The 20,678-nt window shown below is 50.6% G+C and carries 17 protein-coding genes and 1 riboswitch; all 17 genes read left to right on the top strand.

From position 1 onward, the window contains the following. Positions 1 to 66: 66 nt before the first annotated feature. The 17 genes from LIZ87_RS04340 (at position 67) to ispG (ending at position 20,575) form a co-directional block, all read left to right on the top strand. Entirely contained in the window at positions 67 to 1,860 is a 1,794-nt protein-coding gene (locus LIZ87_RS04340; protein ID WP_264467893.1) for an ABC transporter ATP-binding protein, read from the top strand. Beyond that, positions 1,853 to 3,598 carry an ABC transporter ATP-binding protein gene (locus LIZ87_RS04335; protein WP_227145478.1) on the top strand — a complete coding sequence of 582 codons (1,746 nt, stop codon included), beginning with the start codon at positions 1,853 to 1,855 and terminating at the stop codon, positions 3,596 to 3,598. The genes LIZ87_RS04340 and LIZ87_RS04335 overlap by 8 nt, the downstream gene beginning before the upstream one ends. Positions 3,599 to 3,734: 136 nt before the next feature. After that, positions 3,735 to 5,525, top strand: a complete 1,791-nt coding sequence (locus LIZ87_RS04330; protein ID WP_227145476.1) for a Na/Pi cotransporter family protein — start codon at positions 3,735 to 3,737, stop codon at positions 5,523 to 5,525. Positions 5,526 to 5,819: 294 nt separating this feature from the next. Beyond that, positions 5,820 to 6,770, top strand: a complete 951-nt coding sequence (locus LIZ87_RS04325) for an alpha/beta fold hydrolase (protein WP_227145474.1) — start codon at positions 5,820 to 5,822, stop codon at positions 6,768 to 6,770. A gap of 42 nt (positions 6,771 to 6,812) precedes the next feature. Then, positions 6,813 to 6,986: riboswitch (Lysine riboswitch) on the top strand. 89 nt (positions 6,987 to 7,075) lie between these two features. Beyond that, positions 7,076 to 8,554: an alanine/glycine:cation symporter family protein gene (locus LIZ87_RS04320; protein WP_227145472.1), complete on the top strand. Its 1,479-nt coding sequence runs from the start codon at positions 7,076 to 7,078 to the stop codon at positions 8,552 to 8,554. A 16-nt stretch (positions 8,555 to 8,570) separates the two neighbouring features. After that, positions 8,571 to 10,184: an amidohydrolase gene (locus LIZ87_RS04315; protein WP_227145470.1), complete on the top strand. Its 1,614-nt coding sequence runs from the start codon at positions 8,571 to 8,573 to the stop codon at positions 10,182 to 10,184. Between the two features lie 158 nt (positions 10,185 to 10,342). Beyond that, positions 10,343 to 11,548: an AAA family ATPase gene (locus LIZ87_RS04310; RefSeq protein ID WP_227145468.1), complete on the top strand. Its 1,206-nt coding sequence runs from the start codon at positions 10,343 to 10,345 to the stop codon at positions 11,546 to 11,548. Continuing rightward, complete coding sequence (locus tag LIZ87_RS04305) at positions 11,545 to 12,219, top strand: RloB family protein (protein WP_178315595.1); 675 nt, start codon at positions 11,545 to 11,547, stop codon at positions 12,217 to 12,219. The genes LIZ87_RS04310 and LIZ87_RS04305 overlap by 4 nt, the downstream gene beginning before the upstream one ends. 414 nt (positions 12,220 to 12,633) lie before the next feature. After that, positions 12,634 to 12,948 carry a hypothetical protein gene (locus LIZ87_RS04300; protein WP_227145466.1) on the top strand — a complete coding sequence of 105 codons (315 nt, stop codon included), beginning with the start codon at positions 12,634 to 12,636 and terminating at the stop codon, positions 12,946 to 12,948. A gap of 101 nt (positions 12,949 to 13,049) precedes the next feature. Continuing rightward, positions 13,050 to 13,874, top strand: a complete 825-nt coding sequence (locus LIZ87_RS04295) for a mechanosensitive ion channel family protein (protein ID WP_227145464.1) — start codon at positions 13,050 to 13,052, stop codon at positions 13,872 to 13,874. Positions 13,875 to 14,281: 407 nt separating this feature from the next. Then, positions 14,282 to 14,983, top strand: coding sequence for a UMP kinase (pyrH, locus tag LIZ87_RS04290; RefSeq protein ID WP_227145462.1), 702 nt, complete (start codon positions 14,282 to 14,284; stop codon positions 14,981 to 14,983). A 40-nt stretch (positions 14,984 to 15,023) separates the two neighbouring features. Further along, positions 15,024 to 15,575: a ribosome recycling factor gene (frr, locus tag LIZ87_RS04285; RefSeq protein ID WP_178316922.1), complete on the top strand. Its 552-nt coding sequence runs from the start codon at positions 15,024 to 15,026 to the stop codon at positions 15,573 to 15,575. Between the two features lie 88 nt (positions 15,576 to 15,663). After that, entirely contained in the window at positions 15,664 to 16,383 is a 720-nt protein-coding gene (locus tag LIZ87_RS04280) for an isoprenyl transferase (protein ID WP_227145460.1), read from the top strand. A gap of 15 nt (positions 16,384 to 16,398) precedes the next feature. Beyond that, entirely contained in the window at positions 16,399 to 17,199 is an 801-nt protein-coding gene (locus LIZ87_RS04275; RefSeq protein ID WP_178316920.1) for a phosphatidate cytidylyltransferase, read from the top strand. 28 nt (positions 17,200 to 17,227) lie between these two features. Next, positions 17,228 to 18,376: a 1-deoxy-D-xylulose-5-phosphate reductoisomerase gene (dxr, locus tag LIZ87_RS04270; protein ID WP_178316919.1), complete on the top strand. Its 1,149-nt coding sequence runs from the start codon at positions 17,228 to 17,230 to the stop codon at positions 18,374 to 18,376. A gap of 61 nt (positions 18,377 to 18,437) precedes the next feature. Continuing rightward, positions 18,438 to 19,487 (top strand): RIP metalloprotease RseP, encoded by a 1,050-nt coding sequence (rseP, locus tag LIZ87_RS04265; RefSeq protein ID WP_227145459.1) that lies wholly within the window; start codon positions 18,438 to 18,440, stop codon positions 19,485 to 19,487. A gap of 23 nt (positions 19,488 to 19,510) precedes the next feature. Further along, positions 19,511 to 20,575 (top strand): flavodoxin-dependent (E)-4-hydroxy-3-methylbut-2-enyl-diphosphate synthase, encoded by a 1,065-nt coding sequence (gene ispG / locus LIZ87_RS04260; protein WP_178316179.1) that lies wholly within the window; start codon positions 19,511 to 19,513, stop codon positions 20,573 to 20,575. Positions 20,576 to 20,678: the final 103 nt, after the last annotated feature.

The raw sequence follows: 20,678 nt of genomic DNA, 5'->3' as shown, positions 1-20,678 counted from the left end.
ACAATTGCGGCAAGCAACGAGCTGAGAGGAGGAAAACAAGTGGAAGGAACAAAGAAACAAACGATCATGACACAGCTTCCGCCGGGAGGAAAGATAACACTTATGACCTTTGCGGGGAACCACCGTTATCTCACCTGGGCAGGCTGCGTCCTTTCCGGGATCAGCGCTGTGGTGGCGCTGTTTCCATACCTGTGCATGTGGAACGTGATAAAGGAGGTGGTACTAAGATGGCAGTCCGGCCTTGACGGCAGCCGCCTGACCGGCTTTGGATGGATGGCAGTGGCATCTGCCCTGTTAAGCATGCTGATCTATTTTGCCGCCCTCATGTGCACCCATCTGTCGGCCTTCCGCACTGCCAGAAATATGAAGACAGCTGCCCTTCACCATCTGACTCTGCTGCCTGTGGGCTATTTTAAGAAGGAGGGAAGCGGAAAGCTCCGGCGTATCATTGACGATGGGGCAGGACTGACAGAGACCTATCTTGCCCACCAGCTGCCTGATCTGGCCGGAGCAATGGTGACGCCTGTAGCCGTGCTGGTGCTCCTTCTTGTGTTTGACTGGCGGTTTGGGCTGATCAGCCTGATACCCATGGCGCTGGGAGTGCTCTGCTTAAGCTGTATGATGGGGCCCGGACTTGCAGAATCCATGAAGCAGTACCAGAACGCCTTAGAGGATATGAACAATGAGGCAGTGGAATATGTCCGGGGCATTCCTGTTGTAAAGACCTTTCAGCAGAGCGTATTTTCCTTTAAACGCTTTCATGACTCCATTCTGCGCTACCGTGATTGGGCGGTGAATTACGCTGCTTCTTTGCGCATCCCCATGTGCGCCTACACGGTCAGCATTAACGGAGTTTTTGCAGTGCTGATACCCGCCGGTATCCTGTTAGCAGGTGATGCAGCTGCCGGAGCCTCCTATACAACAGTGGTTTTAGACCTGGTCTTCTATATTTTATTCACGCCTATCTGCGCATCCATGATGAACAAGATCATGTGGACCAGTGAAAATACCATGATCGCCAACGATGCTATGAAGCGGATCCTGGCCATTATGGAGGAAAAGCCTCTTCCAGAGCCAGAGCATCCGAAAATGCCAAAGGATTATACCATTACTTTTGAGAATGTCACATTTTCCTATGGAAGGGAAAGCAGTCCGGCTGTAGACCGGGTATCCCTCCGGGTGCCGGAAGGGACGACCGCTGCCATTGTAGGTCCCTCAGGCGGCGGCAAGACCACCCTTGTAAGCCTGATCCCGCGCTTTTTTGATGCGGACAGCGGAAAGGTGGCCATAGGGGGAGCTGATGTGAGGGAGATCGGCAGCACGGAGCTTATGAAGCTGGTAAGCTTTGTGTTTCAGGACTGCCGCCTGTTTAAGGACACTCTTTTGAACAATATCCGTGCCGCCAGGCCGGATGCCACGGAAGAAGAGGTGTTAAAAGCCCTGAAGGCAGCCAGATGCGAGGACATTATTGAAAAAATGCCCCGGGGCCTTCACACCGTAGTGGGCAGGGAGGGAACCTACCTTTCAGGAGGAGAGGTGCAGAGGATCGCTTTAGCCAGGGCTATTTTAAAGGATGCGCCGATCGTACTTTTGGACGAGGCCACGGCATTTGCAGACCCGGACAACGAACACCTGATCCAGCAGGCCTTTGAGAGCCTTGTAAAGGGGAAAACCGTTATCATGATCGCCCACAGGCTTTCCACGATCTGCCATGCGGATCAGATCTACGTGATGGAAAATGGAAGGGTGGCAGAGCAGGGAAATCATGAGTCCCTTCTGGAGCAAAACGGGCTGTATGCCAAGATGTGGCAGAATTATCAGACCTCAGTAGAATGGAAGGTAGGTGGAAAAGATGAGTAGATATCTCCAAAAGAAATTCGCATTGACGGAGCAGGGCGGAAAGGACCTGACAAGGGCAATTTTCTGCTGCGCCCTGACAAATATCGGGCTTATGCTTCCGATAAGCCTCCTGTTCCTCTTTTTAAAGAGCATGCTGGGTCCCTTAGTGGGGGAGGAGGCTTCTTCTCTGGGGATGGCAGGTTATCTGGGAGCCAGTTTCTTTCTCCTGGCCCTGATCTTTCTCTTTGAATATCTTCAGTACAATGCTACCTTCATGGATTCCTACAAGGAGAGCGCCAATATGAGGATCGGCCTGGCAGAGAGGCTGCGCCAGCTGCCCTTAGCCTTCTTCGGACAGCGTGATCTGGCGGATCTGACCACTACTATTATGGCGGACAGCGCCTTTGTGGAGAAGGCCTTCAGCCACTTTATCTCCGAGCTAATAGGAGCCCTGCTGTCCACGGCACTGATCGCTGCCTGGCTTCTGTCAATGGATTGGCGGATGGGTCTGGCTGTTTTATGGGTTCTGCCGGTGTCTTTTCTTCTGGCTGTGGCCACAAGACCCCTTATTAACCGCATGGAGCGGGGGCAGAAGGGGAAGAAGCTGGCTGCCTCCGACGGGATACAGGAGTGCATCGAGACCATCCAGGACATCAAGGCGAACAACCAGAGAGAGAGCTATCTTGCAAACCTGTATCAAAAGCTGATCAATGTGGAAGCCGTTAGCATCCGTCTGGAGCTCACCAATGGAACCTGTGTGGTCTCAGCCCAGATGATATTAAGGATCGGCATGGCTACCACTGTGCTGGCTGGAGCTTCCCTGCTGTCTGCCGGCTCCCTGGATTTTATGACCTTCCTCGCATACATGCTGGCAGCTACCAGGCTGTATGACCCCTTGAGCACCTGCCTTCAGAACCTGTCGGCAGTTTATTCCACCCTGCTGGTGGTGGAGCGCATGAAAAATATCAGAGAGCAGCCAGTACAGAAGGGACAGGAGGAGGCCTCCTATGATGGCTATGATATCGTGTTTGACCATGTAGGATTTTCCTATAAGGAGGGGGAGCAGGTGTTAAAGGACGTGTCCTTCACCGCCAGACAGGGCCAGGTGACAGCCTTGGTAGGGCCTTCCGGCGGAGGAAAATCCACCAGCGCAAAGCTGGCTGCCAGGTTCTGGGATATCAGCCGGGGTATCATCACAATAGGCGGCACAGATGTGAGCACCATTGATCCGGAGACTCTTCTGGAAAAGTTTTCCATCGTTTTCCAGGATGTCGTGCTGTTCAACAATACGGTCATGGAAAATATCCGTCTCGGACGAAAAGGGGCCTCCGATGCAGCCGTGATGGAGGCTGCCAAAGCGGCCAGGTGTGAAGAATTCATCGAAAAGCTGCCCCATGGCTATCAGACAATGATAGGAGAAAACGGCTCCTGCCTTTCCGGCGGTGAGCGCCAGCGCCTGTCCATTGCCAGGGCTCTTTTAAAAGATGCTCCCATTATTCTGATGGACGAGGCCACGGCCTCCCTGGATGTGGAAAACGAAACCCTTGTCCAGGAAGCCATCTCTACCCTGATAAAGGACAAGACCGTCCTGATCATCGCCCACCGGATGAGGACCGTTGCCGGAGCGGATAAGATCGTGGTGCTGAAGGATGGGATCGTGGCAGAGCAGGGGACGCCGCAGGAATTGATGAGCCGGGAGGACAGTATTTACCGCCATATGGCGCAGCTGCAGAGGCAGAGCCTTTCCTGGACGCTGTAAGCTTCATGTTCATAAGGGGAAAAGATTTTCTTACAAAATCCGAAAAAAAACTATAGCATTTTACGTAAAATCCATGTAAAATCTTTGTAAAGAGGAGAGAGATATCCTCCTTACAAAAGATTATAGGTGGATGGACATGAATATTTTTAGTGCAATTACACTTTTTGGCGGCCTGGCAATGTTCCTGTATGGAATGCGCATGATGGGAGACGGACTGAAGGCAAGTTCCTCAGGCACACTGAAAAAGGCTATGGAGAGAGTTACCGGAACTCCGCTCAAGGCATTTCTTCTGGGAATGGTGACCACTGCGGTGGTCCAGTCTTCAACGGCAACGATCGTGATCACTTCAGGACTTGTGGGCGCGGGGATCATTTCCCTGCGGCAGTCCCTGGGCATCATCATCGGCGCCAATGTGGGCACCACTGTTACAGGACAGATCATCCGGCTCCTGGACTTGAACACGTCGGGAGCCGCATTTCTGCAATTCTTAAAGCCTTCGACCCTGGCGCCTCTGGCGCTGATCATCGGTATTATCATCGTTATGGGCATGAAGTCTAAGGATTCGGGCAAGATAGGGCAGATCATCATTGGCTTCGGCATTCTGTTTTCCGGGCTTTTGAATATGACGGATGCGGTGAGCGCCCTGACAGACAGCGGTATTGTTGAGCGGCTTTTCTCAGGATTGGGAAGTAATCCGCTGATCGGCTATGCGGCCGGAGCAGGAGTTGCCTTTGTACTCCAGAGCTCATCTGCGACCATCGGTATTTTGCAGGCGTTTTCAACCTCCGGCCAGCTGACCTTCGGGGGTATCTATGCGGTGCTGGTAGGTATTTATCTCGGCGACTGTGTGACAACGGCCATTGTCTGCAACATAGGTGCAAAGCCGGAGGCCAAGCGGGTCGGCATTGTGAACATCCTGTTTAATTTAAGCGAATCTGTGGTGATCCTGGTAGCAGTGGCAGTCATACATAAAATGGGACTGCTTAATGGTATATGGAACAGTGCGATCCATTCCGGCGGCATTGCCAACACCAATACGATCTTCAATCTGTCCTGCGCAGTGCTCCTGATGCCCTTTGTGGGTGTATATGAAAAGATCAGTTACCGGATCATAAAGGACGAGCCTGTTGCTGTCGGAAAGTATGATGAGATGCTGGATGCCCTCAATCCTGTCTTCATCAGTACCCCGGCCCTGGCCTTTGGGCGCTGCTATGATGTGCTGATGTTGATGTGCCAGATGGCCAGAACAAACATCAACCGGGCCTTTGATATGTTTACCCAGTATGATCCAAAGGTGGTGAAGCAGATCGAGGAGGACGAGGACGACATTGACAACATGGCAGACCGGGTGAGTAACTATCTGGTCCAGATCTCAGCTGCGATCACGACCCACCATCATGTGGAGATCATGAATTACTATTATTCCGCGGTCACGGAGTTTGAGCGCCTGGGGGACCATGCCTTAAATATTGCAGAGATCGCCACAGAATTAAAGGAAGAGGATAATGTATTTACAAAGGACGCCCTGTCAGAGCTGACGGTGCTCCGGGAGCTGCTGGATACGATCCTGGGCTATACAAGCGACGCCTTTAAATGGCAGAAGCTGGAGGCGGCCCGCCAGATCGAACCGTTAGAGGAGGTTGTGGATGATATGGTAAATGTATTGAAGAACCATCATCTGGAGCGCCTCCGCGGCGGAGCGTGCGGAGTATTTAACGGCACGGAATTTTTCAATCTGCTCTCAGAAGCAGAGCGCATCTCCGATGTCTGCTCCAATGTGGGCGTGGCAACGGTAGCCAGGGCAACACCTGGGATCAAGCACCAGGTACATGACTATATCTCCATGCTGCATTCCGGGCGCGATGAAGACTTTAACCGCGCTTACCAGGAGGCCCATGACCGGTATTTCAGGCTGCTGCAGAGATGAGAATGCTTGAAAAGCCAACAGATGTTCCTTGTTATTGGAGGCGGGAAGCCGGTCTTTGGAAAGAAAAATATCAGCCGGCTGCCGGATCTGATCGAGGGAATGGAATAGAGGAACAGGGAGGATACAGGATCAGGTATAGAAAGAAGCAGATGGGGGATAATGACAGGGAGCACGGTATTCCGAAACAGTAACCGGAAGCATGACAGGCAGGAAAGCGCGTGATATAATGGATTCTGGCAGGCGGGAGCGGTCTGTGCCTGCTCAGAATGACATTCTGTCCGAAGGAGGAACCTGATGAACACCGATTTTCATACCACCAGCCTCTACAATGAAAGCGTTACTCTTACCTCGCGCCATGACGGCCTGCCTCTTGATGTCCTCATAGTCCTGCCCAAAAGGCCCAGGGCCATCCTGCAGCTCTCCCATGGAATGTGTGAGCATAAGGAGCGTTATCTGCCCTTTATGAAATACATGGCCTTAAGAGGCTTTGCCTGTGTGATACACGACCACCGGGGCCATGGAAAAAGTGTCAGGAACATGTCGGATCTGGGCTATTTTTATGAAAATGGCGGACCTGGCCTGGTAAAAGACCTTCACCAGATCACGCGCTATGCGAAGAAGCGCTTTCAGGGACTGCCTCTTTTTCTTTTTGGTCACAGTATGGGCTCTTTGGCTGCGCGGGTGTATTTAAAATACTATGAGAGGGACCTTGACGGCCTTATTGTCTGCGGTTCCCCCAGCAAACCGCCCTTTGCAGGCCTGGGCCTGGCCTTTGTGTCAATGCTGGCGGCAGTAAAGGGAGGGCAGAGCAGAAGCAGGCTTATGGATAAGCTGTTTACCGTCTTCGACCTTCCGTTCCGGTCAGAGGGGAGGAGCCATGCCTGGATCTGTACAGATAAAGCGGTGGTAGAGGCCTTCAATGCAAGCCCCTACTGCAATTTTACCTTTACCTTAAACGGCTATCAGTCCCTCCTTGTGCTCCTGTGCCAGACCTACGGAAAGAGGGGCTGGCATCCGGAAAAGCCGGGCCTTCCCATCCTGTTTGTCTCAGGCTCAGAGGATCCCTGCATGGGCTCCAAAAAGAGGTTCTACCAGGCAGCAGGTTTTCTGGCAGCAGAGGGCTACAATGCTATCACCAGCCGCCTGTATGAAGGTATGCGCCATGAGATCCTCAACGAACCGGGCCGCATGGAGGTATTTGAGGATGTGTCAGGCTTTTTGGAAAAGATACTAAAAAACTATTGACAGCAAAAGAGAATCATTTTATGATAAGAAAATAAAATAAATGTCGGCAATAGAGGCGCGGAGCTTATTAGTACCTGTCTGGAGACAACGGAGTCCGGGAAGGACAGGAAAAGGAAGTTTCGCCGAAACCAGCGGCTGCCGTAGGCCGTCTGAGTTGGGGCATAAGTCGAACAGGCTATGCACTCTCACCGTTAAGGTGTTGGAGCTATTGTTTCATGGACACAGTTTATGGAGCAGTGGTATGTTCATACCGCTGCTTTTTGTGTTTGGGCTGATACTGCCGATAAATACAAGGGGGAAATAAAATGATTGATTTTCTTAACTGGCTTGACGGTATCCTTTGGGGATTACCACTGATCGTACTGATGGTAGTGACAGGGCTTTATTTTACCATCCGTTCCGGCTTCTTTCAGTTCCGCTACTTCGGCTGGATCTTAAAGCGCACGGCAGGCCGCATTCTTGAAAAAGAGGACAAGCATCAAGAAAATGAAAAGGGTATGTTAAGTTCCTTTGAGGCCATTTCCACAGCCATCGGCGGAACCGTTGGCTTCGGCAACATTGCGGGCGTTGCAACTGCTGTGGCAGCAGGCGGACCAGGCGCTGTTTTCTGGATGTGGCTGACAGCCTGCTTAGGGATGATCTTAAAGCAGGTAGAAGTTACCCTGGGCTGCTATTACCGCCATACAAACGAGAAGGGCGATTTCTACGGCGGTCCCACCTACTACATGGAGTGCGGTCTGGGAAAGGAGCGCAAGTGGGGCAAGCTTTGGCTGATCCCGGCAATCATCTTCGGAGCGGGCATTTTCTCCACCTTCTTTGTAACCTCTTCCACCTTGACAGCAGCACAGGTGGTTTCCGGTGCATTTAAGCTGGATATGATTTCCTTTGGCGGCTTTGAGATTGAGGGCGTTATTGTGATGGGGGCACTGCTTTGCGTACTGACCTATTTCATCACTGACGGCGGCACAAAGAGGATCGCAGCCCTGTTCAGTAAGCTGGTTCCATTTATGAGTGTCCTGTATATCCTTATGGGCATTGGCATGATCCTGGTGAACCTTACACATGTTCCCGGCGCAATTGCATCCATTTTTACAAATGCATTTACAGGTACTGCAGCCATCGGCGGCTTTGCAGGCTGTGCAGTCAGCGAAATGATCCGCGTTGGTATGGCTCGTTCCGTATACTCCAATGAAGCTGGTTGGGGTACTTCTCCTATGATCCATGCTTCTGCAAGAACACGCCATCCTGTGGAGCAGGGCCTTTGGGGCTCCTTTGAGGTGTTCTTTGATACTTTCATCGTTTGTACGATCACAGCTCTCTCTGTTATCTTAAGCGGTAACTGGACAGACGGAACGAATGGCGGAACTCTTGCCTTAAGTGCATTTGCAGGCAGCTTCGGCACGGTGGGAAGCATTCTTCTGGCAATTATCATGGTAATTTTTACCGTCACTACCTCCGGCGGCTGGTTTACCTACTATCTGGCGATCCTGGAGCATTTATATAAGCAGGAGGGACCTGTGAAGAATGTCATTATGAAGATTTTCTATGCAGTCCGCGCTCTGCCTGGTCTTTTGTGGACCATCTACCTGGTTAAGACCAACAACCAAGGCTTTATCTGGACCGTAGTGGACATTACCTCTGCCATTCCTACCTTTGTGAACGTGGCAGTGATCCTGATCCTTTCCGGCCAGTATTTCAAGCTGTTAAAGGATTATAAGGCGCGTTATCTTGGGATTGGAAAAGAGGAGAAGAACGCCCGCCTGTTCTATGAGGATAACGAGTAATTGAAGGAGTAATAGCATGAAGACAATTTACTATAACGGAAGGGTCTATACCGGCTCCCTGCCTCTTGTGGAGGCATTTGTAGTGGAAAAAGGGAAGTTCCTGTTTGCCGGAAGCAGCGCCGAGGCAAAGGCGATGGCGGCAGAGGGTGATGTGCTCTCAGACCTGGAGGGACATTTTGTGTGCAGCGGCTTTAACGACAGCCATATGCATCTTCTGGGCTTTGGAAATGCACTGAACGCGGCCCAGCTTGCAAAGCACACGGAAAGCCTGGCAGACATGATCAGCTGCCTGAAGGAATTTATGGAGACCCATCCGCCGGTGGAGGGAGCATGGATCATGGGCCGTGGCTGGAATCAGGATTATTTCCAGGATGTGCACCGCATGCCTGACCGCCATGACTTAGACCAGGTATCCACAGAGGTTCCTATCTACGCTGTCAGAGCCTGCGGCCACTGCCTGGTGGCAAACAGTAAGGTGCTGGAGCTGCTGCATGTGACAGCCGACACTCCCCAGCCTGAAGGAGGCCGCATCGGCATAGAAAATGGGGAGCCGGATGGACGTTTCTATGACAATGCTATGGATATCGTATACGATGCCATCCCGGTACCTGATAAGGAAACCCTGAAAAATATGATCCGTCTGGCCTGCAAAGCGCTGAACTCCTACGGTGTCACCAGCAGCCAGACAGACGATTACTGCCTTTTCCGCAGCGTGCCCTGGGAGACGGTAAACGCAGCCTACAAGGAGCTGGAGGCAGCAGGAGAGCTGACTGTACGCGTGTATGAGCAGAGCAACTTTACAGATCTGCCCAGCTTACAGGCCTTTGTGGAGGCCGGAAATATTACTGGCGCAGGCACAGACCGCTTTAAGATCGGCCCCTTAAAAATGCTGGGAGACGGCGCATTAGGCGCAAGGACGGCATTTTTAAGCCGCCCTTATGCAGACGATCCCACCACCTGCGGCATTCCGGTATTCAGCCAGGAAACCTTAGATGAGATGATCTGCTATGCCAATGAGCAGGGAATGCAGGTGGCAGTCCACACCATCGGGGACGCCATCTTAGACCGTGTCCTCCATTCCATCGAAAAGGCACTGTCGGAGCATCCCAGGGAGGATCACCGTCACGGTATCGTCCACTGCCAGATCACCCGTCCGGACCAGCTTGAGGCCATCAGCCGCTTAAAGCTTCACGTATATGCCCAGAGCATTTTCCTGGACTACGACAACCACATTGTGGAGCAGAGAGTGGGCAAGGAGCTGGCCTCTACAAGCTACAGCTGGAAGACCCTCATGAAGGACGGCGTTTCCGTCAGCAACGGAACAGACTGCCCTGTGGAGCTGCCGGATGCCTTGGCCTGCATCCAGTGCGCAGTCACCAGGACAACCCTTCACGACAACGTAGGCCCTTACCTTCCGGAGCAGAAATTCACGGTTCAGGAGGCCTTGGACAGCTACACCATCCGCGGAGCGGAAGCCAGCTTCGAGGAGGCCGTAAAGGGCCGGATCGCTCCCGGTATGCTGGCAGACTTTGTGGTGCTGGGAGAGGATCCCTTTGAGACGGAGGAGAGTAAGATAAAAGACATTCCTGTGTTAGAGACCTATGTGGGTGGCAGGAAGGTGTTTGGATAAATGAGAAGAAGATACCGCAGGTACAGGTGGTTTGTACCTGCGGTATCTTTTGCGATTTATATGTGCATTTAAGAAAATATTTTTCTTAAAATCTGTATAAAACTTGTATTTTGGCTTTTATTAGCATATAATACTTTTAGGAGAGGAGGTGCGAATATATGTTATGCCAATTTTCTTTTCGGAATTTTAAGTCTTATAAGGGAGAAACCACATTAGATTTTCAGGCAGCTATGCTTCCTGAATTCAAGGATACATTAATTACAGATGAAAAGGCAGTTGATCTGCTTCCGGTAAGCGTTGTATATGGACCAAACGGAGGCGGTAAGTCCAATCTGCTCATGGCTCTTTCATGTGTTATTTCCACCGTTGTTAAACCAGTGCACGAACTTGAGAAGAACCGTCAGAAATTCATCCTCCAGCAGAAGGTGGATGCTATTCCATTTTTATTTGATGAAACCTCCTGCAATGAACCTACAGAGTTTCGATTGTTTTTTCGCATTGATAAGAACGAATATTGCTACTACATTTCATTGAAACATGATGAGGTTATCTCTGAGTCGCTTTACCGCAAAGCTATTACTGGTAAGAAGCCGGCTATGATTTTCGAGCGTGAGACAGAGGGTATCACTCTTGGCTATAGTGTAAGCAAGAAGAGCATGAATACCAGCGTTAATCCAAAGATGCCATATCTTTCATTTCTGGCAATCAACTACGATATTTCTGTCATTAGCGAAGTTATGACCTGGTTTGAGAGTTGTATTATTAGAAGTTATGCGAATCCTATGATAGAGCATCAGATTATGCTTGCGAAGGATGCTCTATATAAGAACCAATTTATTCAAGCATTAAACGACATGGATATTGATATCACCGATTATCGTTATGATGAGGAAAACCATCAGCTATTTATGAAGAGAACGCTTCAATCACATGAATATGAATTATCCTTTTCAAATGAGTCCGATGGTACTAAAAAGCTGATTGCTGCTCTTCCTGTAATCCTTTTCGCACTCCGAGAAGGCCGCATGGTCATTATAGACGAGCTGGATGCAAAGCTCCATCCAAAACTTCTCCGTTATGTAATTTCTTTATTTAAAAATAAGGAAATCAACAAGTACGGTGCTCAGCTCCTATTTACCTCTCATGATATGTACACGTTGAAGAATACGGTATTCCGCCGCGATGAGATCTGGTTTGCGGCAGAAAACGAAGCCCATGAAAGCGAGATTTACTCTCTCCATGAAATCCGCGGTGAGGATAATGACAGGGTGAAGAACACAGCGGCTTATGATAAGCAGTATTTGGAAGGCCGCTATGGTGCTGATCCATATCTCTCAAATATGTTGGGAGGTGGATTTAAATGACTCTAAAACCACATAAGAAAAGTGATCTTGACAAAAACTGGATGAAAGCAAGACGCGATAAACCAAAGAAGATACAGCCGGAATACCATCTGATTGTCACAGAAGGAACTGAGACAGAACCAGCCTATTTCGGAGCCATGAAAGATATTATCAATCGTGCATACCCAGACAGAATTGAGCTTAATATCCATGGTGCCGGTGATAATACATTGAATCTTTTTCAAAAAGCAAAACAAATGGCTGCTTCATCCGCAAATGGATATAAGCATGTATGGGTGGTTTATGATACCGATGATTTCCCCGCAGATCATATCAACAAGACGGCACAGCTTTGTGATGAAGAATCAACGGAAGAAACCGTCTATCACGCTATCTGGTCAAACCAGTGCATAGAATTATGGTTTCTTCTCCATTTCAGTTTCATGCAGTCTGACCTGCATAGGAGCACCTATTGGCCAAAACTTACAGAGATCTTGAATGCGCAAGGAGTGGGAGAATATGAGAAAAATCGTGCAGATATGTACCAGATTCTCTTTCCATATATGGAAGCTGCTATTGCCAATGCTGAAAAGCTTGATAAGATAAACGTAGGAAAATCCCCTTCTGCTGCCGCTCCAGGAACAAAAGTCCATGTCCTTGTAGAAAAATTGAGGCCCTATTTAAAGGAATGAAGCTGTAAATGGATTGAAAAATTGAGACTGGCATCTCAAGGGCAGCAGACAATGGTTATTCAGGATAGAGAATACGCTTGCATAGGATGATTGCGAAAAAGGCCGCAGACCGAGAAATGTGTCTGCGGCTTAAATTTTTCAACGAAGATGCGGGGCGTTTTTAGTCAAAGATATTTGACAGACAGACAAAAATCGTTTATTTTTATTTCATAAAAAGTCTTTGGGATATTCTTTTCTGGAGAAGTTCGGAAGTATCTCTATCTATTTATTCAATTCGCGGGTTCCGCGGGCGATTCACTTATTGACAGTATACAGTGTGGAGGTGGTGTGAGTTGAGGGTATGCACAGGGAACATCCTGCAGAGAAAGAGAGAAAAGGAGCATAATAGAAAAGCGGAAGCTGATTGTAGCGGCAGTGGAGCTTGCAAAGCACATTAGAGAACGCAGTCAGACTCTGCAGGCATTGGCCGGGATAGTGACATTTACAGATAAGATCATTGATGATGAATTTCGTGATAAGATAAAGGAGGAAATATGCATGACACAGATTGGACAGATGATATTTGAGGATGGAGTCCGGCAGGGAGTAGAGGAGGGAGTAAAGCAGGAACGGCAGCGTATCAACCGCCTGAATCAGCTCCTTGCAGGCTGCAACCGGACAGAAGATATTGTGAAAGCTGCCTCTGATCATGATTACCAGCAGAGTCTGTTCCGGGAATTCGGCCTATGATCAATATGCAAAACAGTGGTATGGATAAGCTTCAAAGAGATTGCCAGTTCCTATTTTTTGTGGTACACTAACACGATAAAACAGAAACAAGGGGTAAGTGAATGAACATTATCATCATACAGATTGCTGTTATCGCCATTGTGTGGACTGCGGGAATGTACGCCATCAACAAGGTATTCGGCATGATCCTAAAGCATAAGGATCAGATCCATTTAAAGTTTTTAAAGAGCATGTCGAAGGTGCTCTGGTCGGTATTAGCCTGTATTACATTGAGCGGCCTTTTCACCACCACAAAAACCCTGAGTGCAACGCTGCTGACAAGTTCCTCCTTATTAGTAGCCATCGTCGGTTTTGCTGCCCAGCAGGTACTTGCCGATGTCATCAGCGGGATCATGCTCAGCTGGTCCAGACCTTTTAATGTGGGGGAAAAAGTAAATCTCAGCAATTTAGGCATTTCCGGCATTGTGGAAGATATGACCGTACGCCATACGATCATCCGCACCTATTACAACAGCCGTATGATCATCCCAAACAGCGTGATCAATAAGGAGATCGTGGAAAACAGTAACTATACCAATGATTATATAGGAAGCTATATGGCAGTCCCTGTGAGCTACGAGAGCAATACAGAGAGAGCGATGGCGATCATGAAAGAGATCATAGAGAACCATCCGCTGGTACTGGATATCCGGCAGGATAAAAGCGTGGGGAATAAGGTGAATGTATTTGTGACGGAGCTGGGTGAAAGCGGAATCATCATAAGAGCCACGGTATGGACCAAAACACCGGATGATAATTTTGCAGCATGCAGCGACATCCGGCTGGAACTCAAGAAAAGATTCGCCGAAGCAGGCATCACGATCCCATATCCCCATATCCACGTGGTATCAGATTCCGCTTTCCAAAACGTGGAGGGTGTGGTATAATGTCCACGTAGGCAATGAGCAGTGCGAAAAAAGTCTGACAAAGAGAGGTGTCGTGCTCGCACGAAAGCCTCTCTTTGTCAGGCTTTTTTCATAGGGCGAAGCCCGTGAGCGAACTGCAGCGAAGCGGAAGTGAGCGCGCACTGCGGAGTCGCGGGGAGCGCCAGCGTCGTGCTCGCACGAAAGCCTATTTTTGTCAGGCTTTTTTCATAGGGCGTTGCTGAGTGCCGGTGGCACTCGTTTAGCAAGGACCGGAGCGGAGCGTAGACGCCCGTGAGCGAACTGCAGCGAAGCGGAAGTGAGCGCGCACTGCGGAGTCGCTCTGCCGTACTTCCCATCAAAAATCGCGTCCTGCGCAGCAGCAGCCCGTAAAAAAGAAGAAAAAAACACAAGGAGTCCCATCCAAACCCATGAACAAAAAACGCGTATTCTTAAAACTCAGCGGCGAGGCCCTTGCCGGCCCGAACAAAACAGGTTTCGACGAAGCCACCGTCAAGGAGGTCGCCCGCCAGGTAAAGCTTTCCGTTGATGCCGGCGTCCAGGTCGGGATCGTTATCGGCGGCGGTAATTTCTGGCGCGGCCGTACCAGTGAAGCCATAGACCGTACCAAAGCAGACCAGATCGGCATGTTAGCTACCATCATGAACTGCATCTACGTATCAGAGATCTTCCGCAATGCAGGCATGATGACCCAGATACTTACTCCCTTTGAGTGCGGCTCCATGACAAAGCTGTTCTCCAAGGACAGAGCAAACAAATATTTTGAAAAAGGCATGGTAGTCTTCTTCGCAGGAGGCACAGGCCATCCCTATTTCTCCACAGACACAGGCATTGCCCTCCGCGCCATTGAGATGGACGCAGACTGCATCCTGCTGGCAAAAGCCATTGACGGCGTATACGACAGCGACCCGAAGGTGAATCCGGATGCAAAGAAATACGATACCATCTCCATCCAGGAGGTCATTGAGAAGAAACTGGCAGTGGTAGACCTGACCGCCTCCATCATGTGTATGGAGCACAAGATGCCCATGGCAGTATTCAGCTTAAATGAGAAGGATGGAATCGCCAACGCCATGCAGGGCCGCATTAACGGCACCATAGTGACCGCATAATCAAAAACCAGCAGCGTCAGCTGCATAAGAGGAGGAACTTATGGAAGAATTAAAAATGTATGAGGAAAAGATGAATAAGACATTGGACGTACTGCTGTCCGATTTCGGCACGATCCGTGCCGGCCGTGCCAACCCGCGGGTACTTGACAAGATCAAGGTGGATTACTACGGCACACCAACTCCCCTCCAGCAGGTAGGCAACATCTCCGTTCCTGAAGCACGCATGATCGTGATCCAGCCATGGGAGAAGAGCCTGTTAAAGCCAATCGAGAAAGCTATCCTTACCTCTGAGCTGGGTATCAATCCCAACAACGACGGCAGCTGCATCCGCCTCATCTTCCCGGAGATGACAGAGGACCGCAGAAAGCAGGTTGCAAAGGATGTAAAGAAAAAAGGTGACGGCGCAAAGGTAGCGATCCGCAACATCCGCAGAGACGCCAATGATGCCTTCAAAAAGATGGAAAAGAGCGGAGATATGTCTGAGGATGATTTAACACAGGCAACAGAGAAGATGCAGAAGCTCACTGACAAAATGATCGAGAAGGTGGACAAGGCAGTAGAGGAAAAGACAAAGGAGATCATGACAGTTTAATCCTTTATAAAAGAATACAGGGGCAGGAGAGACTCCTGCCCCCTTATTATGTGCAGCCTCTAACGCTTACAAAAGAAAGGCAGGAATTATGGCACTGGAAGAAAATTTAGTAATACCGCAGCATGTAGCACTGATCTTAGACGGCAACGGAAGATGGGCCAAAAAGCGTGGCCTTCCCCGTACCATGGGCCACAAGGAGGGCTGTGTGACGGTAGAAAAAACAGTAGAGACCGCCGCCCGTATGGGCATTAAGTACCTGACTGTCTACGGCTTCTCTACAGAGAACTGGAAGCGTTCTGCTGAAGAGGTGGGAGCCCTCATGCAGCTGTTCCGTTATTATATGGTACGTCTTTTAAAGGTCGCCTCCGCCAACAATGTGCGGGTAAAGATGATTGGAGACAGAACACGTTTTGATAAGGACATTATCGAGGGAATCAATCGCCTGGAGCGGGAGACAAAGGACAACACAGGGCTGACCTTTGTTATCGCTGTAAACTATGGCGGAAGGGATGAGATCCGCCGCGCAGCAGCAAAGCTGGCAGCAGACTGTGCCCAGGGCAAATGCACCCCGGACCAGGTGGATGAAGCACTCTTTGCTTCCTACCTGGATACGGCAGATATGCCGGACCCGGATCTCCTCATCCGTACCAGCGGGGAACTGAGGCTTTCCAACTATCTTCTGTGGCAGCTGGCTTACACGGAGATCGTGGTGACAGACTGCCTGTGGCCTGATTTTGACCAGGAGGAATTAGAACGTGCCATCCGGCAGTATAATAAAAGAGACAGGCGGTTTGGCGGAGTAAAGTAAGGAAAGGAGAAGGCCATGTTTACAACCCGGTTGATAAGCGGAATTATACTGGTACTTCTGGCTATTCTGTTTGTAGGACAGGGCGGCGTTCTTTTGTTTGCCGTGTCGGCTGTTATTTCCCTGATAGGACTTTTTGAGCTGTACCGTGTGCTGGGGATCCACCGCCGCTCCATTGCGCTGGTGGGCTATGCCACGGCCCTCACCTATTACGGGATCCTATGGTGGGAAGGGCAGAAGTATCTGACCCTTATGATCATTGCATCCCTTATGATGCTCATGGCTCTCTATGTGTTTACCTTTCCGCAGTACAGGACAGAGGAGATCACAGGGGCTTTCTTCGGCGTGTGCTATGTGCCGGTGATGCTGTCCTTTCTGTATCAGACCAGATCTATGAGCGACGGGGCCTACCGGGTATGGCTGATATTTTTGAGCTCCTGGGGCTGCGATACCTGCGCCTACTGCTTTGGGATGATGTTTGGAAAGCACAAGCTGGCCCCTGAACTCAGCCCGAAAAAATCCATAGAGGGAGCGATCGGCGGGGCAGCAGGAGCGGCATTTCTGGGCTTTGCCTATGGAGCAATATTCCGGGAACATCTGACAGAGCTGGTAAATCCCCAGGCGGCCTGTGCCATTGCCTGTGCCATTGCGGCCATGATCTCCCAGGTAGGGGACCTGGCAGCCTCTGCCATCAAGCGGAATCATGGGATCAAGGACTACGGCCATCTGATCCCGGGGCACGGAGGTGTCCTTGACCGGTTTGACAGCATGATCTTTACAGCGCCGGCCATTTATTTTGCACTTACATTTTTGAAGTGATACCAGGGTAGTAGGGAGAATATAAGTTATGAAGAAGATTGCAGTTTTAGGCTCCACCGGCTCTATCGGCACCCAGACACTGGAGATCGTGCGCTACAATAAGGATATTGAGGTGACGGCTCTGGCAGCAGGGAGGAGTGTCAACAGGCTGGAGGAGCAGATAAGAGAATTTAAGCCAAAGATCGCCTGCCTTTGGGAGAAAGAAAAGGCAAAGGAGCTTAAGGCAGCAGTGGCTGACCTGGATGTCAAGGTGGTAAGCGGCATGGAGGGCCTGATCGAGGCTGCCACAGAGGAGTCCGCCGAGATCGTTGTCACAGCTGTGGTGGGGATGATCGGCATCCGTCCGACCATCGCGGCCATGGAGGCCGGGAAGGACATAGCCCTCGCAAATAAGGAGACATTGGTGACAGCAGGCCACATCATTATGCCTTTGGCAAAGGAAAAGGGCGTGTCCATCCTGCCTGTGGACTCGGAGCACTCCGCCATTTTCCAGAGCCTCCAGGGAGCGGCAGGCAATAAGATCCACAAGATCCTCCTGACGGCCTCCGGCGGCCCATTTCGGGGATACACCAGGGAGCAGATGGCTTCTGTCAGGCTGGAGGACGCCTTAAAGCATCCCAACTGGTCCATGGGACATAAGATCACCATTGACTCCTCCACCATGGTAAATAAGGGACTGGAGGTCATGGAGGCCCACTGGCTTTTTGATGTGGAAATGGACCAGGTTCAGGTAGTGGTGCAGCCTGCCAGCATTATCCATTCCATGGTAGAGTACGAGGATGGAGCTGTGATCGCCCAGCTGGGAACACCGGACATGAAGCTGCCTATCCAGTATGCCCTGTATTACCCACAGAGGCGGTATCTGCCCGGAGGACGGCTGGATTTCACAAAATTGAAGGAGATCACCTTCGATGTGCCGGATATGGAAAATTTCCGGGGCCTTAAGCTGGCCTACGAGGCAGGAAGAAGAGGCGGCTCTCTTCCCACTGTATTCAATGCGGCAAATGAGATGGCCGTGGGACTGTTCCTGGACCGTAAGATACCGTACCTTACAATTACGGACATGATCGAGGGCGCAATGGAGCACCATAAGGTCGTGGATGCGCCGAATGTGGAACAGATACTAGAGTCGGAAAGAGAAGCATATGATTTTATAAAGAGCACCTGGAAGTATTAATACATGGTACGGACAGGGCTGACAGAAAAAACAGAAAGGTTTGACAACAGGTGACAGCTGGATGAGTATCATAATCGCAGTGCTGGTGTTGGGAATGATCATCCTGATCCATGAGCTGGGACATTTTTTACTGGCAAAGCTAAACGGGATCGGTGTGCTGGAGTTCTCCCTGGGCATGGGGCCCAGAGTCTGGAGCTTTGAAAAGGGAGGCACGCGCTATTCTGTAAAAATACTTCCCTTTGGGGGCTCCTGCATGATGCTGGGAGAGGATGAGGCCAATGAGGACGAACATGCCTTTGGAAATAAGTCCGTGTGGGCCAGGATATCGGTGGTAGCGGCGGGACCGGCCTTTAATTTCCTTCTGGCCTTTGGTCTGGCTCTCATACTGGTGGGGGCAACGGGCTATAATGAGACGTATGTGGTCGGCACAGAGGAAGGCTATCCGGCTTATGCTGCGGGCATCCGAGCAGGAGATGAGATCGTGTCGATCAATGGAAGGCGCGTCCATTCCTACCAGGATATCACCACCTACCTTTTCACTCATCCCCAGCGTGAGGTTACCGTTACCTGGAAACGCCGGACAGAGGATGGAAAAACAGAGACCATGAAGGCTGAGATGGAGCCTGTGTATTCCCCGCAGAGCGGTCAGTACAAGATCGGCGTGGCCTTTGACGGAAAGGTCTGCAGGGCAGAGAATCCCGTGGAGCTGGCAAAAAGGGCCTGCTACGAGGTACAGTTCTGGATACGGTATGTATTTGACAGCTTCTATATGATGTTCCACGGCCTTGTATCAGTGGAGGAGATCAGCGGTCCCGTGGGGATCGTCACAGCCATTGATTCAGCCACAGAGGAGGCGGCGCCTTATGGGATCACGGCAGTTCTTCTTATGCTGGTAAATTTTTCCGTGCTCTTAAGCTCCAACCTGGGAGTCATGAACCTTTTGCCCATTCCGGCCCTGGACGGAGGCCGGCTGGTATTTCTCCTGCTGGAGGCAGTGAGGGGGAAGCCCGTTGATAAGGAAAAGGAGGGCATGGTCCATATGGCGGGCATGGCTCTGCTCTTGGCACTTATGGTACTGATACTGTTTAATGATGTGAGAAAGCTGTTTTAGCTCTAAGAGAGGAAATAGAAGAGATGGACAGAAAACATACAAGAACCGTGAAAATAGGAGACCGGGTCATCGGCGGGGGAAATCCCATTTTGATCCAGTCCATGTGCAATACAAAGACAGAAAATGCAGCGGACACCATAGCGCAGATACACCGCTTAGAGCAGGCTGGCTGTGAGATCATCCGCGTGGCAGTCCCCACCATGGAGGCTGCGAAAGCCCTGGCAGAGATCAAAAAGCAGATCCACATTCCCCTGGTGGCGGATATCCATTTTGATTACAGGCTGGCCATCGCAGCAATTGAAAACGGTGCAGATAAAATACGCATCAATCCCGGAAATATTGGTGAAAGCAGCCGCGTAAAGGCAGTTGTGGATAAGGCAAGGGAGTACGGCATCCCCATCCGTGTGGGAGTCAACAGCGGTTCCCTGGAAAAAGATATCCTGGCAAAGTACGGCGGCGTCACAGCAGAGGGGATCGTGGAGAGCGCCCTTCAGAAAACAGCCCTCATTGAGAGCATGGGCTATGACAATCTGGTCATCAGCATTAAGTCCTCAGATGTGCTCATGTGTGTGAGGGCCCATGAGATCATATCGGAGAAGACGGATCATCCCCTTCATGTGGGGATTACGGAAGCGGGAACCCTGACCTCCGGCAATATCAAATCCTCTGTGGGACTGGGGATCATCCTTCATGAAGGCATTGGCGATACCATCCGCGTATCCCTGACCGGCGATCCGGTGGAGGAGGTTAAGACGGCAAAGCTGATCCTTCGTACCCTTGGACTTAGAAAGGGCGGTATTGAGGTGGTTTCATGTCCCACCTGCGGCCGTACCCGCATTGACCTTATCGGTCTTGCAAATAAAGTGGAGACCATGGTGGCAGAGTTTGACAGCCTGGATGTGAAGGTAGCTGTCATGGGCTGCGTAGTAAATGGACCCGGAGAGGCAAAGGAAGCGGATATCGGCATTGCCGGAGGCGTAGGAGAGGGCCTGCTCATCAAAAAAGGTGAGATCGTGAAGAAGCTTCCTGAGGAGGAGCTTTTGCCGGCTCTTAAGGCAGAACTTTCCGCTATGGCAGAGGGGCATTGACACGTCGATGTAATTGCACAGAAAGTGGGAGCAGGTCCTTTTGCACGGCTCCCAAGCCTTTCTGTGCAGAATGGCGAAGGCGGCGGCCTTCTGCCGTGTTTTG

This window comes from Lacrimispora sp. 210928-DFI.3.58, assembly GCF_020554865.1.
In the GTDB taxonomy this organism is placed as follows: domain Bacteria; phylum Bacillota; class Clostridia; order Lachnospirales; family Lachnospiraceae; genus Enterocloster.
This window is presented reverse-complemented; position numbering and strand designations above follow the sequence as displayed.